This window comes from Alteromonas australica (assembly GCF_000730385.1).
Lineage (GTDB): Bacteria > Pseudomonadota > Gammaproteobacteria > Enterobacterales > Alteromonadaceae > Alteromonas > Alteromonas australica.
The window spans coordinates 750,529-770,143 of record NZ_CP008849.1 but is presented as its reverse complement, the minus strand read 5'-3'; the positions used below and the strand labels follow the sequence as shown (position 1 = coordinate 770,143).

Genomic DNA, 19,615 nt, shown 5'->3' with positions numbered 1-19,615 from the left:
GTGTAGGTTATATGGCGCAAAGCAAGCAGTCTCAGATTAAGCTCCTGATTGCAAAAGGTAAAGAGCAAGGTTACTTAACCTTTGCAGAAGTTAACGACCACCTGCCGCAAGATATCGTCGATTCTGATCAAATCGAAGATATTATCCGTATGATCAATGACATGGGTATTCAGGTATCAGAATCTGCTCCAGATTCTGACGAGTTACTCATGCAAGAAGCTACCGCCGATGAAGATGCTGCAGAAGCAGCAGCCCAAGCGCTAGCTACCGTTGAAAGTGAAATAGGCCGAACTACCGACCCTGTGCGCATGTACATGCGTGAAATGGGCACCGTTGAACTGTTGACCCGTGAAGGCGAAATTGAAATTGCCAAGCGTATTGAAGATGGTATCAACCAAGTTCAGTGTTCAGTGGCGGAATATCCCGAGGCTATCACCTACCTACTTGATCAATGGGATCTTTATGAAGCAGAGGAAATTCGTCTAAGCGATATTATTTCTGGTTTTGTTGATCCTGACGATGATCAAGATCTAGCGCCCACGGCCACCCACATCGGGTCAGAATTATCTGAAGAAGAATTGGAAGATGAAGACGACGACGATGATGATGACGATGAAGAAGAAGACACAGGTGTAGATCCTGAACTTGCTCGCGCTAGGTTTGACGAATTGCGTGAACAGTATATTAAAGCCCGTGATGTTATTGAAAAGAAAGGCCGTTCTCATCCTGCCGCACGTGAACAAATTGCAGCACTAAGCGATATTTTTAAAGAATTCCGATTAGTACCTAAGCAATTTGACCGCATGGTTAAAAACATGCGTGCCATGATGGACAAGGTTAGAATTCAAGAACGTTTGGTAATGAAATTTTGCGTTGTTAACGCAAAAATGCCTAAAAAGGACTTTATTAAAGCGTTTGCTGGAAACGAAACATCATCAGCGTGGTTACACGAAGCCGTGAAGTCTGGTGCGCCTTATGCTGACGCACTTGCCTACAACCAAGAAGAGATTGAACGCTGTATTAGCAAAATGAACCAGGTTGAACAAGAAACGGGTTTAGTGATTGCTGATATCAAAGACATTAACCGTCGCATGTCGATTGGTGAAGCGAAAGCTCGCCGAGCGAAAAAAGAGATGGTTGAAGCCAACCTACGTTTGGTTATTTCAATTGCTAAGAAATACACTAACCGTGGTTTGCAGTTCCTTGACCTTATTCAGGAAGGTAACATCGGCCTGATGAAGGCGGTAGATAAGTTTGAATATCGTCGTGGTTATAAGTTTTCAACGTATGCGACATGGTGGATTCGTCAAGCGATTACCCGCTCTATTGCCGACCAAGCACGTACAATACGTATTCCTGTGCACATGATAGAAACGATTAACAAACTTAATCGTATTTCTCGTCAAATGCTGCAAGAAATGGGTCGCGAGCCAACACCAGAGGAATTGTCGGAACGCATGCTTATGCCTGAAGATAAAATCCGCAAAGTGTTGAAGATTGCTAAAGAGCCTATCTCCATGGAAACGCCTATTGGCGACGATGAAGATTCGCATCTTGGGGACTTTATTGAGGACAGCACTATTATACAGCCCCTCGATTCGGCCACAGGCGGCAGCTTGAAAGACGCCACGCAAGAAGTATTAGCAGGCCTTACCGCTCGTGAAGCGAAAGTACTACGCATGCGTTTTGGTATTGATATGAATACTGACCACACGCTAGAGGAAGTTGGCAAGCAGTTTGACGTTACCCGTGAGCGTATTCGTCAGATTGAAGCTAAAGCGCTTCGCAAACTTCGTCACCCTAGCCGCTCTGAGCAGCTTCGTAGCTTCTTGGATGAATAGCAAACAAAGAGCGCAATACACAGCTTTCAGCCTTTCCTGAGAGCTGTACGTTGCCGCAATAGCCACTGGCAATTTCATTGTAAAGGCTATTAAAAAATCCCCGGTTTAACTGGGGATTTTTTTTATCTTAAAAGCCTTACAGTCAGGTTACTTCTCATTGCATTCATAATGCCTGAGCTGCTATCAGCGAATGGCTATACAACGAAAAAAGCCTTGTCGGGCGACAAGGCTTTTTCGATTTGCGCAGCACGTTCCCCATGGGAAACGTAAAGCAGGCTACACCCTAAATTGCTTAGCAATAGATTCTAAGTGCTGAGCTAGGTCAGCCAGCTCATTACACATAGTGCCTAACTGGCCAGAACTTTGCGCTGTTTTTTCTGTACGCTCATGAATTTCATCTACGTGCTTCACAATATCTACCGCCACCATACGCTGGTCTTCGGTATTGTGAGCAATTTGCTCATTCATGTTATTAATACGGCCAATAGTACTTGTGATGGTTTCAAGGCTACTGCCCGCTTTATTCGCAGTATCCACACTCGTTGTGGCTTGTTCAGTACCGCGAGACATCACTTCAACGGCAGAGTGTGCCGCACTTTGCAACTGCTCTATCGTGCTTTGAATTTCTTCAGTCGATTGCTGTGTACGTGATGCTAGGGTACGCACCTCATCAGCCACAACAGCGAACCCACGCCCTTGTTCACCCGCACGAGCCGCTTCAATAGCAGCGTTAAGTGCCAACAAGTTTGTTTGCTCGGCAATACCTTTAATAACGTCTAGCACCGAGCCAACTTTATTAGAGTCAGACTCCAACCTTCCTATCACATCCGCGGTTTCTCTCACGTTGTCCGCTAGCTGCTGAATGCTCGAGACCGTTTGCTGTACAATTTGACGTCCTTCTCCTGCCGCTTCCGTTGCTTCATTAGCATCACTTGCCGCTTGAGCTGCACTATGTGCCACGCCTTCCACTGAGCCACTCATGGTATCCACAGCATGCTTCGCATCTTGAGCAGAGCGCTGCTGAACATCAATGGTGCGTTGTGTTTCTTCGGTGAGTCCACGCAGATTCTGCGCTAAATTTGACAACGGTAAGCTGGCTTCAACCACATCCTTCACCACACCTTGAAGCTTATCCATGAATTGATTGAACCAGTACACTAACTCGCCAATTTCATCTTCGCTCTGAGTATTAATGCGAACCGTTAAATCACCATTTTCTTGCGCGATATCTTTCAGTGAGCGAACAACATCATCAATACTTGATTTTATACCACGTACAATGGGGATGGCGGTGGCGAACAACAATAAGCTAACCACTATGGTCATCACAACGCCGGTGCTAATCAGTGACGTGTTTGCCGAATCAATTGTTGCAAATGCGTTTTCAAAGTCAGCTTGCTGCTGGTCTTTAAATCGCGTCATTGACGCAATAACGGAATCATAAGACCCATTCATCTGAGCAGACAGCTCGCCTAATCGGCTAAAGTCGGCGGTGCCGTTCACCATAGATTGAGACACGCCGAATGCCACTTCGAAGTAGTCATCAAAGCCATCGGAAATGCGAGAAATATCACTACGAAATTCAGGACTAATATTGGCAATGCGATCTAAACCGGCCTTCGCTTCAGAGGCGATGGATGTCGCCGCATCTAGCGTGTCTTGATCGCCGGTAGTCGCTGCACTGCTTAGTGTATCCCTGACCTTTTGCATCTCAACTAACGTTGACGCAGACAGTTGAAGTGCTGGAAATTGAACCTGTTGTACTTCTTCAAGCACATCGCCATTGTTTAGGGCGGTGTAAATCGTAATAAGGAGATACAAAACGAAACTCAATGCTGCGATGCCGGGAATAAGAAATATCTTGGTGGCGATAGGCATTTTCTTCAAAAAATTCATTGTATTCTCACTCGTAACTACGTTTATGATCTTTTCAGTCTACCTGAAAAGCCTTGTTATGTTATTTATCTTCTAATTACGTAAAAACTTTAGAAAAAATTCCGCCCTTCGACAATGCCGAAGGGCGTCTTCTAAGTAAATTAACTTTGCTTAGAATGTATAGTTTACACCAACACGCAGCAATGTCGCGTCGTTCGCATCATTGACTTCATCAGTATACCAAGTCACTTCACCTTTCACAGCGAAACCTGGCTCAACATCATAACGAAGGCCTGCAGTCACCGCTGATCTGTCTTCATCTTGAGCGGCAGCAATGGCAGTAAACGTTTGATACAACGTAGCCCACGTTGCATCAGTCACTGCATCACCTGTGCTAATGGTAGAGGGCACATCGTCCAAATACTCTAGCACATCATTCGCGTCTGACTCTTTGTGTTCGTAGGTGATATGCGGAGTGAATTTACCAAAACGCATACCCGCCGTAATATACCAAGCGTCATCAGCTGCAATAGGTGCATCCTTAAGATTAATATGGGTATATTCAGCGCCAACAAACCAGTCGTATTTATCAATGGCGAGCGCTAACTCGAAGAAACCTGTTGAATCTTCTTCAAGTAGAAAGTTATTTGATAATGAGGTCACCGTCGGTACAACTGCAGAAAAATTACTAATTGCATCTGTTAAGGTGGTTAAATCTTCATTTGGACTAGTAAATTCAGTGTGTGCATAAATTGAACGCACACTGAACCAATCTCTTGTTGCTTCAAATGATACCCCTACAAGCTTCTCTGCATCTATGTCGCCATTTTCACCACGGCCACCAAATACCTGAAAACCGTATTCCCAATCACCGTAATAATTGGTGTAATCGTAACGCACACCATCCATGTTATTAATGAGAACACCGTACACTGAATCTGGTGGTGTAAGCCAGTGGTATGAGTAACCCACATCTAGTGATGCAGAATACTTAAATAAAGGTAACCGCACGCGACCCGCGCTAATGCTAGAGTTACTTGAAAGTGCGTACGTCATGTAAGCCCATTCAAAGCTTGCGTCGTAGTCTTCACTACCACGGCCAACGAGTTGCGCAGTCGCAGATAGCTTATCACTTACATCGCCGCGTACTTGAAGGCCAAATACACTCGCTGGATTAAAGGTAAAGTCACTGTCGTAACCGTATACCGCTTCGTCATCATCTAGCGTCATTCCACCTATCAGATTAGCAAAGCCATTGATTTGAATTTCAGCAAAAGTTGGGGCTGCAAACAGTCCAGCTAATGACAATAGAGCAAGTTTGGTTTTCATGTGTGTTCCTTAAATATGATCTAATACTGTGGAATTAAAAGGTTGCAACTACTCGAACGCTATCGTTTACCGAGCCTGCGTCTACGTAACCGATTCCGCCGGGGTTACCTGCAACAGCAGAAATAACCTCAGCGTCACTAGATAACGCTTTCGGTGGTTGTCCTTTTCCAGTAAATACCAGCTTCGACCAAAATGCTGTGAGCTGGGAAGCAGTTTTGTTTAACACTTTTCCGTTGAATTCGTCGGTAGTAGCATTTCCTTCTGCCAAGGCAAAAGGAGCGACCTTTGTTCCATTGGAGAATGCTTTTGCTTTATTTAGAAAAAGACGGCTAATGGTGTCTTTATCTAAAGCATCGCCATTGCTTGGATTAACAATAACGGCAACATCTGCAAACGCCATCCCGCTGCACAAACTTGCGGCTAGTAACCATTTTTTCATTGTGTTTCCTCAAACGTTTTATTCAACGAACTATTGTTTGTTTTACTGTTCATTTTGAACTCTTTCTGTCAGTGCAACAGAAAGAATCACGAGAAGTCCCAACTCACACTTCACACGAGGTAACGTAATAAAGTATTGTCTAGGGTTTAAAAAATTTCCAATTAACAACTACCTAATTGGTGTTATTTCTTTGTGAAAGCTTACTGAGCTGAATGTGGTTAGAAGTGTAAGGGAGATTGACAGATAGACAATTATACTTATTATCTAGGTACAGGTTTTCATACTCATCGAAAGCCCCCTTTCGTACCATGCCAATTCATACGAAAAATAAAAAGCAATCAAAATCAAATAGATAAAAACAATGACCGCTTTACTTAAAGCATAAATAACCATATAAAGGTATTAATTAACATACCTTACACCAATAGAAATCACACTTTAAATGAAATATAGCGAGCGCGCTAAAACGTAACTGGTTTAGCATTTGGGTCGCTAGTTTTCGTCGTCCCCTTAAAGTGAACGCCATCATCTCGTTGGAAACGGGTGTGTATTTTCGAAGCGACTTCATCGTGTTTGCGAGACAAAGATTGCTAGCAGGAAAAAGTAAGGACGGTTAAGTGCTACTATTGGAAAGCTTGAGGTCAAGGTAAAACATAACACTGGCCTCACCCGACTGTGTGAGGCCAGCTAACATATTAGAAGGTGTAATTCACACCGACTTTAAGTAACGTTGCGTCATTCAGATCGTTTAAATCGTCCGAATACCAGGTTACATCAGTTTTCAATGCAAAACCGGGCTCAACATCGTAGCGAATGCCGACCGTTAAAGCTGATACATCTAATTCCTGTTGAGCGGCAATACCTGCAGAGGTCTGGTAAATTGACGCCCAAGTGGCATCTTTTTCTGCTTCATCAGTAGAAATAGTTGAAGGTAGAGCTGCAACTAGGCCAAGCTGGGTACCATTATCCGCTTCTTCTACTTCGTACGTAATATGCGGTGTGAATTTACCGAAGCGCATACCAGCCGTAACATACCAGGCTTTATTATCAGCGATGACAGCACCATCAACTTCTGTTTGCGTAAACTCTGCGCCTACAAACCAATCGTATTTATCGATATCAACAGCGACTTCAAAAAATGTGCCTGTGTCTTCATCTACACTGAACTCAGCTGCAGCCAAAGACGCTGAAGGAATAGAAGAGCCGAATGCATTTAAACCGTCAACAAAGGTTTCAAAATCATCATTGAATGCACTTACCTTGGCACGAGCAAATAAGGTACGCGCACTGAACCAGTCTCGGGTGGCCTCTAGCGATAATGCCATTACATTTTCAAGTTCTAGCGCCGCAGGTGTGCCCGAAATCGTCGTATCGGTTTCAACACGACCCACAGTAAGTTGCCCACCGTACTCCCAATCTCCCGAATAAGTCGAGTAGTCAAGGCGAACACCGTCGATATTGTTGAAGTCAATACCATAGATTGCATCCGGTGGCGTTAACCAGTGGTAAGAATAACCAATATCGAGAGAGGCTGAATATTTGAAAAGCGGCATACGTAAGCGACCCGCACTGATGTTGACGTTATTGTTCAACATGTAAGTCATGTAAGCCCACTCAAAATCGGCGTCGTAGTCGTCACTGCCGCGACCCACTAACTGGGCTGTTGCGGATAATTTATCACTCACATCGCCGCGCACTTGAAGGCCAAATACACTGGCTGGATTAAAGTTAAAATCACTGTCGTAGTCGTAAACCGACTCATCGTCATCGAGTGTCATGCCACCAATTAGGTTGGCGAAGCCGTTAATTTGAATATCGGCCAAAGCAGGTGTAGTCAGTAGACCAGCCATTGATAAGATAGCGAGTTTGGTTTTCATGGGTGTTCCTTAAATTCTTTGTAAAATCGGGAGATTAAAACGTAGCAACAACGCGTACGCTGTCATTGACAGCGGCAGCGTCAACGTAACCTATTGCGCCCGGGTTTGCCGCTACCGCAGATATCACTTCTGCATCACTGGCTAATGCTTTAGGAGGCTGACCTTTACCCGTAAATACGAGTTTTGACCAAAACGCGGTAAGTTGGGCAGCTGTTTTGTTTAGCACTTTGCTGTTGAACTCATCAGTGGCCGATTGGCCTTCGTCCAATGCAACTGGCTCAGCCTTTATACCGCTAGGGAATGCTTTCGCTTTGTTCAAGAAAATTCGACTAATACTGTCTTTATCAAGCGCGTCACTATTATTGGGGTTTACGATAACGGCTACGTCGGCAAGAGCGACGTTGCAGCATAAACCTGCTGCGAGTATCCACTTCTTCATCATCTGTCCTTTAGAGTATGTTGATATGCTTGCTCGTCGCTTTTTACTTGCCTGCCCGTCGTTTTAAACGACATTTGAGACTTTAAACGCATGCTGGCAAACATGTATTTGTGCGTACAAACGCTTACAACGGGGTAAGTATTGGTTACAAACGTTGTTTTCGCCAATTTGAATGAAAAAAAATTATGTTTAAAAATGAATAGCTTATACAAGCTGTTGATTTTGCCGCGGAGTGTAAAGGAAGAAAAAACTAACGCAAGTATACGATTGTCTAATGAGTAGTTTAAATACCTATCGCGCTTCATAAAAAACAATGATAGTGCGCTTTCTGATTAATTTACTGATTCAATTCAGATACTTGCCGAATTAACATGGCGCTTACAAAGTAATTCGCATCCATATTTAAGTATATTTAAATATACCTAAATATGGACACATTCTTTGCAAATCGTTTAAGTTCAAGCGTAGGCAATGTAGAGCAAGCATGTTGCAAACACTGTTATTCACCTTTTATGTAAGGGAGCTTGGCGTCTAATCGCGCTATTTCATGAGTTCGCTGCAGTGGTGACCCTGTATTACGTGCCAACCAGCTGTAAGCGGTAGGCACCACATAAAGGGTCATAAATGCCGACACAAGTACCCCAGCGAAGATGACCATGCCTATCACCATTCGACTTTCTGCCCCTGGGCCTGAGGCCATTACCAAGGGCAGCGCACTAAATACAGTGGTAAACCCCGTCATTACAATCGGACGTAGTCGCTGCATGGCCGCACGTTTTAATGCCTCCTCAAACGCGAGCCCTGCATCTCTTAACTGATTCGCAAATTCTACAATCAAAATGCCATTTTTAGCAGCAAGGCCAATCAGCATCACTAAACCTATTTGACTGTAAATATTCAATGTCATACCTGCGAAGTAAAGCCCAATGAAAGCGCCCACTAATGCTAACGGCACGGTAAGCATAATAACCAAAGGGTGAATCCAGCTTTCAAATTGTGCAGCAAGAATTAAATAAGTCACAGCAAGCGCAAGGATGAAAACATACACAAACGAGCTACCCGCTTCATGATAAAGTTGCGACTCTCCTTTATAATCGATAGAGACTTTATCTGGTAACTCTGTGGCCACAATGTTTTCTAAGTAAGACAAGGCTTCGCCTAACGTGTAGCCATCAGCGAGGTTGGCCGAAATTGTTACTGCTCGCATACGATTGTAGCGATTCAGCTGCGCAGAAGTGGCTTGCTCTGTAAACGTCAGCAAATTGTCCATAGGAATAAGTTCGCCAGTTCGCGCAGAGCGCACATAGAGATTATCAATACTACTGGGGCTTCTATAGTCTGCTTCTATTCCTTCAATAATGACATCGTACTCTTCGCCTCTGTCTAAAAAGGTCGACACCGTCCGTTGGCCTAGCATCACTTCCAGGGTTCGACCAATATCACTGATACTTACCCCAAGATCGGCGGCTCTATCTCTGTCGATGTTAATCAGCAGTTGCGGCGATGTCTCTTTATAGTCGGAATCAATTCTCACCAAGTTGGGGTTGTCTGCCGCTTTTGTCAAAACGGTATCTCGCCATGCCACCAGGTTTTCATAGGTATCTCCTTGCAACACGAATTGCACCGGGCGACCAAATCCACCACCAGAAATACCGCTACGCATAATGGCAAATGCGCGAACATCCGGCACCGCGGTTAGCTTTTCACTGATTTCATCCATTAAGGCAAATGTACTGAAATCCCGTTCGTCCCAATCGGCACTGCCGATGATTGCCATGCCCGCGTTTCCGCCAAAGCCTGGCGTTCTCACTAATAACCGCTGAATTTTTCCGCTTTCCCGGTATGGCATCAACACTTCTTCAATCCGTGCTAGGTTAGCGGCGTTACTTTCAAAGCTAGCCCCCTCTTGTGCATTCATAAGAATAAAGAAATTACCCCTGTCTTCTTTAGGTACAAATTCACTCGGCACCTTCTCGGAAAGTTGAACAATGGCAAGCACGGAGATAATCAACAACACCACCATGAGCAAAGGCTGATGTAAGGTTTTTCCCAAGCTTTGGTAATAGCGAGTTTCGAGTTGGCCAAAGCGTTTATCCATCCAAACACCAAAGCCAGATGAACGGGTCTTTTTCTTGAGAAGTTTCGACGCCATCATAGGCGATAGCGTCAAGGCGGTGAAACTTGAAAACGCCACAGCAGCCGCGATGGCTAGGGCAAACTCAGTAAACAAGCGACCAATATTGCCCTCAAGGAAGACTAAAGGAACAAATACAGAAATCAGCACGAGTGTGGTGGCGATAACCGCAAACCCTACTTCTTTTGCACCGCGATAGGCAGCTAATAACGGGGGCTCACCCAACTCGATTCTGCGGTAAATATTTTCTAATACAACAATGGCGTCGTCGACCACTAAGCCAATCGCAAGCACCATGGCCAATAAGGTCAGTAGGTTAATAGAAAAGTCTAACCCATACATAACAATAAAGGCGGCCACCAGAGAAACAGGGACGGTGACTGCGGGAATCAAGGTTGCGCGAATATTGCCTAAAAATAGATAGATCACAACAACCACCATTAACATGGCAATTGCTAAGGTTTCATACACTTCATCAATGGAAGCTTCGATGAATACCGAAGAATCATAGCTAGGCACGATAAAAATGTTATCTGGTAAGGTTTCTTCAATACGCGCAATTTGAGCCTTAGCGGCCCGTGCAACTTCCAATGTATTGGACTTCGACTGTTTAATGATGCCCAAACCAATCATGTTTACGCCATCACCACGAAACTCTGTTTCGTCATCTTCAGCGGCGAGCTCTACGCGAGCAATTTCGCCAAGGCGAACTAGATAACCGTCGTCTCCCATGGCCACTGTTAATGCAGCGAAATCATCGGGTGTTAAAAAGCTGCGTGCCACCCTGACTTCAAAATTGCGATCGAGAGACTCCACCTCACCCGCGGGAAGCTCTACGTTTTCAGCCCGAATAACGTTTTCTACATCCGTCACCGTAATCCCTCGGGCGGCCATGGCATTTCTGTCTAAAAATACCTTCATTGCATAGCGGCGGCCGCCACCAATTTGAACACGGGCAACACCATCAACAATAGATAACCTATCGACGAGGAATCGCTCTGCATAATCGGTTAATTCCATGGTATTAAGGTTGGTACTGCGCAGGTTGTACCAAACCACGGCACTTTCATCGGAATTGGCTTTTGACACTTCCGGTGGATCAGCCTGATCGGGTAAATTATTTAATGCGCGGCTAACCCGCTCACGAACATCGTTCGCTGCGGCGTCTATGTCCCGTGACAATTTGAATTCAATTGTGATATCAGAACGGCCATTACGCGACGTAGAGGTAATATTTTTTATGCCTTCTATGCCTGAAATTCTGTCTTCTAGTAATTGTGTAATCCGTGTTTCAACAATATTTGCCGATGCCCCCGTATAATTGGTGCTCACCGATACAATAGGCGGGTCTATATCAGGGTATTCTCGCAACGACAGCATTGAAATAGCCACGATGCCGAAAATAATCAGTAGCAAATTGATAACGGTAGCGAATACAGGACGTTTTACCGACACATCAGAAAGCAGCATTGTTTACTCCTTTCCTACAGCATTGAGCACGTTGACCGGAGACTGATCTCTTACTCGCAATGTACCTTCAGTGATAACGACATCGCCTTCGCTAATGCCTGAAAGAATTTGCACCTTGCCAGGACGGCGTTCACCAATTGCCACCTCTTTTTGAATGGCAATATCGTTTTCAACCACGTAAACAAATTGTTTATCTTGCACAGGCACTAAGGTTTTTTCTGGTAGAACTAGGGTGTTTAATACCCGCTTTTCTACCACGATTGTCATCAACATGCCGGGGCGAAGTCGCTTATCACTATTGTCGATATTGGCTCTTACCTTAATAGCCCGGCTAATGGGGTCAAGTCGTGTATCAATATGACTAATTGTGCCGCTAAAGGATTCGTTAGGATAGGCAGTTGTGGTGGCAGAGATTGTTTGACCGACAGCAAGACTGGCTAAGTGGTTCTCTGCAATACTGAAGTCCACTTTAATTACGCTAATATCATCTAACGTAGTGATAACATCGGCGGGACGGACTAATGCCCCTTTACTGACCGACCGCACCCCTAATACACCGGCGAACGGCGCACTAATCTGCAGGTCGCTAAGTTGAGCTCGGGCAATGTCTAACTGTGCTTCTAATCCTTTCACCCGCGCTTGCTGTTCATCTAAAAGCTGCTCCGATGCCGCACTTGACTGCCTTAAATCTTCAATACGCGCATACTGACGCTTGGCTTCATCGATATTTGCCTTTAACTCTGCTATTCGTGCGTACTCTTCTCGATTATTGAGCTGAACCAATACCTTACCAGCCTCGACCTCTTCACCATCGTCAAAATACACAGCCTGCACCGTGTCAGTCACTTGTGCAGTAATGGTGACAGACTCATTTGCCGTGGCGGTGCCCAACGCCTCAATAGTGATTGGCATGGTTTGCATGCTGGCTACTGTGGCTCTTACTGGAGTTGCACGTGAGCCGTTTTGCTTGCTTGACTCATCAGCAGGTAAGTTGAGATAAACAACCACTCCAGCGAGTAACACGACACCGAAAAGAAGCGGGGAGATGGATATACGTGACGACATAACCTTTCCTGTTGGTAATGCTGCACTCCGTGGTAAAGTACCACGCTGGTGCAGTGACGTGTTAAATCGCCTTTTGGCGTAGTTTTAACGCGACATTATGATTGTTATTTATTTTTATTGTCTCTATTTTACCGAAACTAATGCCTATCAAAATTCGCTTATCAGCAATATTCGTTATTTTAACGCTTTTTAGTTGCGCAGATTCAACGCCCTCTGCGCCCGCCTGCCGTACCTTAAATCCAGTATCGAATGTCGAGAATACAGCAGCTTCTTCGCCACAAGCGGCGGCGTGCATTATTCGGGTGCAAGATAGCTTACTATTAATTGAACATCGCGGTTCAGGAAAGCTAGACTTTCCAGGCGGCACCCAGCAGCCAAATGAGCCTCTACCTTGTACAGCGCATAGAGAAACATGGGAAGAAACGGGGTTCAACGTACTAGTAGGGCCAAAGCTTAGTGTGACTACCAACGGATTGGCGCTGTATGCTTGCCACACCAATGCGGGTATTGACACATTGCCCAGTAACTTCGCCGCCCCACCCTGGGCAAAGATAGAGGTAAAGGGGCTAAAAAAGGTAGCGCCCTTTAGCCTTACCCATTCACAATTGCGCTTTGCAGACGATTTAATTCCGCTGCGAGATGCATTCGCAGCCTATAGCCAATACGAAACACAGTTTAAAGCGCATAACCCATAACACAAAGTGCATTGTAGGTTTGCTTTGGCTTTGTTAGTTTTGTGGCATTAATGAGAAAGGAGAAAATACCGTGTTTAGCCTTGAAACCAATAGCCTGAAAGGCAAGGTATCAGATGAAGAGTGGCAAGCTCGGGTAGATTTAGCCGCGTGTTACCGATTGGTTGCCGACATGCGATGGGGCGACTTAATATATACCCATATTTCAGCGAAAGTGCCTGGCACCGAGCATTATCTCGTGAATGCGTTTGGCCTTACATTTGACGAAGTGACCGCCTCCAACCTGATAAAAGTGGATTTGGCAGGGAATATCCTTAGCGACACGCCCTATTCTATCAACCCAGCCGGCTTTACTATTCACAGTGCCATTCATGAAGTTCGCCATGATGCACAATGTGTCATTCATCTTCATACCTTAGCGACTATTTCTGTCGCCTCAGTGAAAGGTGGACTCAAACCATGGAGCCAATATTCCATGTTTTCTTTGCCTTCTTTGTCCTATCACGGGTACGAAGGGTTGGCAGTTGATGAAAATGAAAAGAAACGCCTTCAAGAGGATTTGGGTGACACTCATCATATGCTACTTCCTAACCATGGCGGCTTAACGTTAGGGCCGACTGTTGGCGATGCCTTCATGCGGTTCTACGATCTTCAGCGTGCATGTGAAATACAGCTTGCTCTTATGCAGGCTAACGCTGATGTTATTGAAATTCCCCAATCCATTATTGACGGTATCTATGCCCAGGCCAATGTTGTACACAGTGGTCAAACTGGCGGCCAAAAAGCGTGGCCAGCCATGTTAAGAAAGGCCTACAAGCTTGATCCTGGTTTTTGTGAATAAGCGTAATAGGCATGTTTACCCCCATCGGTTACACCAATTGAGAACAGATAAATGAAAGTAACAAAAGTTGAAATCTTTGACATCGAATGCCCTAAACGCCCGCAGTGGAACCCTGTTTTTGTCAGGGTCTACACTGATGAAGGTATTACAGGTGTTGGCGAGGCTGGACTCGCTTACGACTGGGGTCATAGTGCTGCAGCTCACATGATAAAAGAAATTTCTGAAGCCATGCTCATTGGCTTCAACCCATTAAACACAGAGTTATTGTGGTCTCGTATGCTCCGTGAAGGTTTTTGGGGATTAGGCGGTGGGCCTGTCATCTATGCGGCAATGAGTGCCATCGACACGGCATTATGGGACATTAAAGGTAAAGCGTTAGGTTTACCTGTTTACGAATTGCTTGGGGGTAAAACCAATGGCAAACTTCGTAGTTACGCGAGCCAATTACAGTTTGATTGGGACAAAGAAGTCACCAAATTAAACGCCCCTGCAGACTATGCTCGCGCTACCGAAAAAGCCATGAAAGACGGTTACGACGCCGTGAAGGTTGACCCTATTGTTTATGATAAAGAGGGTAATACCCACTTCGATAGAACCAAGCTATTTACCAAGCCAGAGCTGAAACTGTTTAAAGCACGTTTACAAGCCATTCGCGACACCTTAGGTGAAGATGGCGACATTATCTTTGAATGTCATAGTTTACTTGGCGCATCTACGGCGATTCAGCTAGGCGATATTGTGGAAGAAATGGGTTGCCTTTACTACGAAGAACCGGTGAATTATCTCAATGCCAAACTGCACGATAAAGTGGCGAAAAACGTTAAGGTTCCCATTGCCGGTGGCGAACGCCTTTATCATAGATGGGACGTGCGACCTTACCTAGAAGATCAATCTATTGACGTACTTCAACCCGACGTGGGATTGTGCGGAGGCTTCACCGAAGCGAAAAAAGTCTGTGATTATGCTGATATCTATGACGTACGCATTCAGGCTCACGTTTGTGGTGGCCCTGTGGCAACCGCTGCCAGCCTTCACTTAGAAACGGCTATTCCTAACTTTTTAATCCACGAGCATCATACTTATGCCATTAAGGAGTGGAACAGAGAGTTATGCCTTCAAGATCCTCAACCCGTGAATGGATTTATTGAGGCGCCTGATACGCCGGGGATTGGCATAGATTTAAATGATGAAGTGGTTTACCGCTCTCCACATATGACAGTCACCGAACTAAAATAACAGGCGATTTACAGCATGACAGAAAATTAAGGGGATGGTTTAGGACATCCCCTTTTTATTTGCCATTCAAGCGGTACCATTGTGTCGCATTTTCATGCAGCAAACCCCGTTGAACCTTTTTAGGTAGCTGAGCCACAAGCTTTTCATATCCTTGCCACAACGCCAAATAAGGTAGCCGCCAACCACATAACGGAAAGTTGCTCGCGAACATCAATTGATGGTAAGGCACCCTTTCAAAAAGGGCATCACATACCCGAGCGACCTCCTGCCAACGCCAGTCTCTAGAGGCCATTTCCCACCCAGACATTTTCATTGCAACCCCTGGGCATTCACTCAGTAACTGAATATGCCTTAGCCAGAGGTGCTTTTTTTTCGCACTGCGTGCTGCTAAGAATGATGCCCCCGTGTGATTAATCATTACCTTCAGCTGGGGCAGTGCAGATATGACATTAAGGAGTGCTGTTACAGCTGTGCTGTCTGTTAAATCAAGCTGCGCATCAAAAGACAATTGGCGGTGACTGATATGCGCTAAGCAGTGCTTTACTCTCGGGGTGGTTAACAGTGTGGTGGCCTCATCACCGAGAATATGGCGAAGCCCAGTAACAGAACGCCACCTGAGTAAATTATCCACTGTCGAGCACGCCTGAGGATCCGTTAAATCGATGCAAGCCACGGCCTTAAACGGAAGAGAACAGTGCCTGTCCAAATATTCAATTTCCCGCCAAGGCAACCTATTGTTATAGCCGGCTTCAATATGGACAAACCCCTCAACCTTGCCTTGGCTTTGGGTCATTAAATGACGCTCTGTGGTGTTGCAGGCAATTCGTGGTTTATCTGGCCAAAAGGGGGGATTGTCTGGCTTCAGCCAATCATAATCTCCCTGTTGCAGGGCGAAAAAGTGAAGGTGAGGATCAAACCATGTCATCACTTACCCTCGGGTTGTCGTATTCCCACATCGATGCTAATCCACACTGAAAAGCCACTATATTCACCCACTGGTTTGTTACTGGGCGGTATACCCGCCGTCTACGGCATAGAGACTTCCGGTGATAAAGGCCGCTTTATCACTACATAAAAAGCAGACAAGATTAGCCACCTCTTCAGGCTGCCCTAACCGACCTAAAGGTTGAGCGGCGGCCTCTTCTGCCACAACCTCACCTTTGTCTGCGCCACTTTTTGCAACATATTTATCTATGGCATGATGGAAAAGCGGTGTTTCAATGGTGCCTGGACAAACGGCATTAACTCGGATACCGAATTCAGCATAATCTAACGCGGTGGTTTTGGCGATAGAGGCCAACGCCGCTTTTGTTAATCCATACGCGAATGAATTGCGTTTTCCTACAAAGGACTGGTCTGAACCCATGACGACAATAGCGCCTTCTTTGTACTTTTTCATTGCAGGTAAACTTGCTTTAATCGCCCCGTAAGCCCCTTTAATATTTAAACTGATGATGCTGTCTAACATGGTTTCGTCAGTTTCTTCAATGGTTGCCGAAATATGCTTACCTGCGTTACAGACCAGCGCATGTATTTGTCCATACTGAGCGACCGCGTCATCTATTGCCGTTTGCACTTGAGCAACCTGGCTAACATCACAAGACATCCAAGTAGCGTGATTTAAAGGCCGATGAAAATCTCTAACGTCAAGATTGAGCACACGGTAACCTGCTTCAATAAACGCTTGGCAAACCGCATAACCAATCCCTAAACTGCCACCTGTTACAATACAAAGGGGCTTTCGGTTTTCTGTTTCGCTCATTAAGTGTGTCTCGCTGTTTCTTAGGCTAGAGGCAAATACCTAGTTTAACCCCATAGGATGCCAGCCATGGCAGAAAAAGCCAATGCAATCTCGGGTGTAAATGTGGCTTTATATTCTCGTCTGTGAATAATTTTTTTATTAACTTTCCTTTAACGGACTACTCTGACTATGCTTTTTATGCCTATAATGAGGCAAAATTAAAACACCTGTTTGAAAAAGGAGTCACACATGCCTCTGTACCATGCCCCTACCGCTGATTTTCAATTCCTATTAAAAGATTGGCTAGGTCTAGATGCCCACTACCAGAAACTCGGCATTGGAGATTTTGATAGTGAATTGGCAAGTGAAATTATTGCCCAAGGCGCTAAGTTTGCCCTCGATGTTGTAGCCCCTTTAAACCGCGAGGGCGATGAAGAAGGCTGTCACTTAGAAAACGGCAGTGTGACGACACCAAAAGGGTTTGCTGATGCCTATCAAGAATACGTAGCAAATGGCTGGAACGCCATGCTAGGCAGTGCCGATTACGATGGTCAGGACCTCCCCTACACCATGGCTGTGCCCGTACATGAAATGCTTAATGCCGCCAATTTAAGCTGGCGTCTTACCACCATGCTAACGGAAAGCGCCGTGTTAGCCGTTACAAAGCATGCCAGTGACGACCTGAAAAACAAGTATCTCGCGAAGCTGATCAGTGGTGAATGGACAGGTACCATGAACCTCACTGAACCTCATGCAGGGACAGACTTAAGCTTACTCAATACAAAAGCCGAACCTCAAGATGACGGTAGCTACAAAATAACCGGCAATAAAATTTTTATTACCGCTGGTGATCAAGATTGGAGTAGCAATATTGTCCATTTAGTCCTGGCACGTTTACCTGACGCACCAAAAGGCGTAAAAGGTATCAGCCTTTTCTTGGTGCCGAAGTTCTTATTAGATGACAACAATGAACCTGGCGAAGCAAATCAGGTGTCGGTGGGCAGTATTGAACATAAGATGGGTATTAAAGCCAGTCCAACCTGTGTTATGAACTTTGACGAAGCTACAGGCTGGTTAGTTGGTGAGGAAAACAAGGGGTTAGCATGCATGTTCACCATGATGAACGATGCGAGATTCCAAGTTGGACTTCAAGGTTTAGGTGCCGCTGAAGCCTCATACCAAGGCGCACTGACGTATGCCAGAGAACGTGTTCAGTCCCGTGCGCCGCAAGGGGTTCAAAACCCTGACGGTAAAGCTGACCCTATTGTGTTTCAACCTGATGTAGCTCGTATGCTGCTTACCCAGAAGTCACAAATTGAAGGTGCCCGCGCGCTTTCGCTTTTTTATGCCAAATTTATGGACATCGAAAAACTGGGTACAGAAGAAGAGAAAGTACATGCGGATAAAGTGCTTCAGTTTTTAACACCTATTTGCAAAGCCTATATGACAGACATGGGACTGGAAACCACCAGCTTAGGCGTGCAAGTTTTCGGCGGCCATGGCTTCATTCGCGAGTGGGGCATGGAACAGTTAATGCGCGATGTGCGCATTGCTATGTTGTATGAAGGAACCAATGGTATCCAAGCGTTAGATCTTATTGGTCGTAAACTGACCCGTGATGGCGGCGATATGCTAAACGCGACCTATCAGGCGTTTAATGAATTGGTTGAGGCCATGACAGATAACGACAATAAAGCCCTTGCTCAAGGTCTACTTGACGACTGGCGTGCTTCATCAGCAGACTGCCTAGGTATGGATGCCACAACCGCGGCCTCTGCCGCCTGTGATTATTTAGCCTATACGGCCTACTCACTTATCGGCGTGCTTTGGTTCAGTATGGCAGACACAGCCGCACAATCGGATAACACGGTAATAGCTACCGCTAAGCAAAAAACTCGTGATTTCTATATTGATCGCATTTTGCCACGTAGAGACGCCCATAAAGTGGCCTATTCAGCGGGCGCAGAGAGTACCCTTGCGATAGCCGCCAGCGAATTCGATTATTTATAATTGCGAAGTGCAAAAGCAAAATGCCGCTTATTAAAGCGGCATTTTTTTAAACGTTCACATTCGGTGTACAAAGCATTAGTTGCTGGCGAAGCTTTTAGAGAATGTATCGTCAAACCAATCTTCAATCATGGCTTTCTCATACACTAGCGTGTCACGATTCAACGGACGTACCCGAGAATCCATAAACGCCATGTCTTTAATTTTAATGTCTTCACCTTGCTGAACAATGCGATCATTTTCAGTCAATGTATACGACACTGTCATCCGCGGGATATCTAAACTTCGAATAATACGAACGTCAGTCATACTATTACCAAAACCGGCGAAACTTGCAGGCCAAACATGCCCAGCAAGATCCAGGTTGGTCACTTTCAGCGTTAGGCTTTGTTCACTTGGGAGTTTTTCGCCCAGCTCAAGCATAAAGGTTTCGAGTTGCTCCAGTGTGCGCTCTCTAAACCGCTTACGAGGCTCGTTACTTGGCTTAACATCTACATATTTTGTAGGCTCTACCCACTCTACTTTCACCTCAGCAGCTTGACTCGTTGCAGCCCCTGCGAAAAGTGTTGCAGCAGTAACAACGAGTCCCATTTTAGTGACGGCATTTCGAATTGTCGCTGACATCTTGT

The 19,615-nt window shown here is 45.4% G+C and carries 15 protein-coding genes; 5 read left to right on the top strand and 10 right to left on the bottom strand.

The window, feature by feature from the left end:
* Positions 1-11: 11 nt before the first annotated feature.
* Positions 12-1,841 (top strand): RNA polymerase sigma factor RpoD, encoded by a 1,830-nt coding sequence (gene rpoD / locus EP13_RS03350; RefSeq protein WP_044056025.1) that lies wholly within the window; start codon positions 12-14, stop codon positions 1,839-1,841.
* Between the two features lie 276 nt (positions 1,842-2,117).
* Here rpoD and EP13_RS03345 read toward each other — a convergent pair whose 3' ends face one another.
* The 7 genes from EP13_RS03345 to EP13_RS03310 form a co-directional block, all read right to left on the bottom strand.
* Entirely contained in the window at positions 2,118-3,737 is a 1,620-nt protein-coding gene (locus EP13_RS03345) for a methyl-accepting chemotaxis protein (RefSeq protein WP_044056024.1), read from the bottom strand.
* A 150-nt stretch (positions 3,738-3,887) separates the two neighbouring features.
* Entirely contained in the window at positions 3,888-5,045 is a 1,158-nt protein-coding gene (locus EP13_RS03340; protein WP_044056023.1) for a hypothetical protein, read from the bottom strand.
* 34 nt (positions 5,046-5,079) lie between these two features.
* Entirely contained in the window at positions 5,080-5,484 is a 405-nt protein-coding gene (locus EP13_RS03335) for a type 2 periplasmic-binding domain-containing protein (RefSeq protein WP_044056022.1), read from the bottom strand.
* 695 nt (positions 5,485-6,179) lie between these two features.
* On the bottom strand, positions 6,180-7,361 hold the full coding sequence (locus EP13_RS03330; protein ID WP_044056021.1) for a hypothetical protein: 1,182 nt from the start codon (positions 7,359-7,361) through the stop codon (positions 6,180-6,182).
* 34 nt (positions 7,362-7,395) lie between these two features.
* The gene (locus EP13_RS03325; RefSeq protein ID WP_044056020.1) at positions 7,396-7,800 is read right to left on the bottom strand and encodes a type 2 periplasmic-binding domain-containing protein; all 405 of its coding nucleotides are present in this window, start codon (positions 7,798-7,800) and stop codon (positions 7,396-7,398) included.
* 499 nt (positions 7,801-8,299) lie between these two features.
* Positions 8,300-11,404 (bottom strand): efflux RND transporter permease subunit, encoded by a 3,105-nt coding sequence (locus EP13_RS03315; protein WP_044056018.1) that lies wholly within the window; start codon positions 11,402-11,404, stop codon positions 8,300-8,302.
* A 3-nt stretch (positions 11,405-11,407) separates the two neighbouring features.
* Complete coding sequence (locus tag EP13_RS03310; protein WP_044056017.1) at positions 11,408-12,469, bottom strand: efflux RND transporter periplasmic adaptor subunit; 1,062 nt, start codon at positions 12,467-12,469, stop codon at positions 11,408-11,410.
* A gap of 140 nt (positions 12,470-12,609) precedes the next feature.
* On the opposite strand from EP13_RS03310, the gene EP13_RS03305 reads away from it, so the two are divergent.
* The 3 genes from EP13_RS03305 (at position 12,610) to EP13_RS03295 (ending at position 15,238) form a co-directional block, all read left to right on the top strand.
* Complete coding sequence (locus EP13_RS03305; RefSeq protein ID WP_044058707.1) at positions 12,610-13,164, top strand: NUDIX hydrolase; 555 nt, start codon at positions 12,610-12,612, stop codon at positions 13,162-13,164.
* A 70-nt stretch (positions 13,165-13,234) separates the two neighbouring features.
* Positions 13,235-14,002 carry a class II aldolase/adducin family protein gene (locus tag EP13_RS03300; RefSeq protein ID WP_044056016.1) on the top strand — a complete coding sequence of 256 codons (768 nt, stop codon included), beginning with the start codon at positions 13,235-13,237 and terminating at the stop codon, positions 14,000-14,002.
* A 51-nt stretch (positions 14,003-14,053) separates the two neighbouring features.
* Complete coding sequence (locus EP13_RS03295) at positions 14,054-15,238, top strand: mandelate racemase/muconate lactonizing enzyme family protein (RefSeq protein ID WP_044056015.1); 1,185 nt, start codon at positions 14,054-14,056, stop codon at positions 15,236-15,238.
* Positions 15,239-15,293: 55 nt separating this feature from the next.
* On the opposite strand, the gene EP13_RS03290 is transcribed toward EP13_RS03295, so the two are convergent.
* Both EP13_RS03290 and EP13_RS03285 read right to left on the bottom strand, forming a co-directional pair.
* Entirely contained in the window at positions 15,294-16,163 is an 870-nt protein-coding gene (locus tag EP13_RS03290) for an amidohydrolase family protein (protein ID WP_044056014.1), read from the bottom strand.
* Positions 16,164-16,241: 78 nt separating this feature from the next.
* On the bottom strand, positions 16,242-17,000 hold the full coding sequence (locus EP13_RS03285) for an SDR family NAD(P)-dependent oxidoreductase (protein ID WP_044056013.1): 759 nt from the start codon (positions 16,998-17,000) through the stop codon (positions 16,242-16,244).
* A gap of 228 nt (positions 17,001-17,228) precedes the next feature.
* On the opposite strand from EP13_RS03285, the gene EP13_RS03280 reads away from it, so the two are divergent.
* Positions 17,229-18,989 carry an acyl-CoA dehydrogenase family protein gene (locus EP13_RS03280; RefSeq protein ID WP_044056012.1) on the top strand — a complete coding sequence of 587 codons (1,761 nt, stop codon included), beginning with the start codon at positions 17,229-17,231 and terminating at the stop codon, positions 18,987-18,989.
* Positions 18,990-19,064: 75 nt separating this feature from the next.
* On the opposite strand, the gene EP13_RS03275 is transcribed toward EP13_RS03280, so the two are convergent.
* Positions 19,065-19,610 carry a DUF3016 domain-containing protein gene (locus EP13_RS03275; RefSeq protein WP_052364262.1) on the bottom strand — a complete coding sequence of 182 codons (546 nt, stop codon included), beginning with the start codon at positions 19,608-19,610 and terminating at the stop codon, positions 19,065-19,067.
* Positions 19,611-19,615 lie beyond the last annotated feature (5 nt).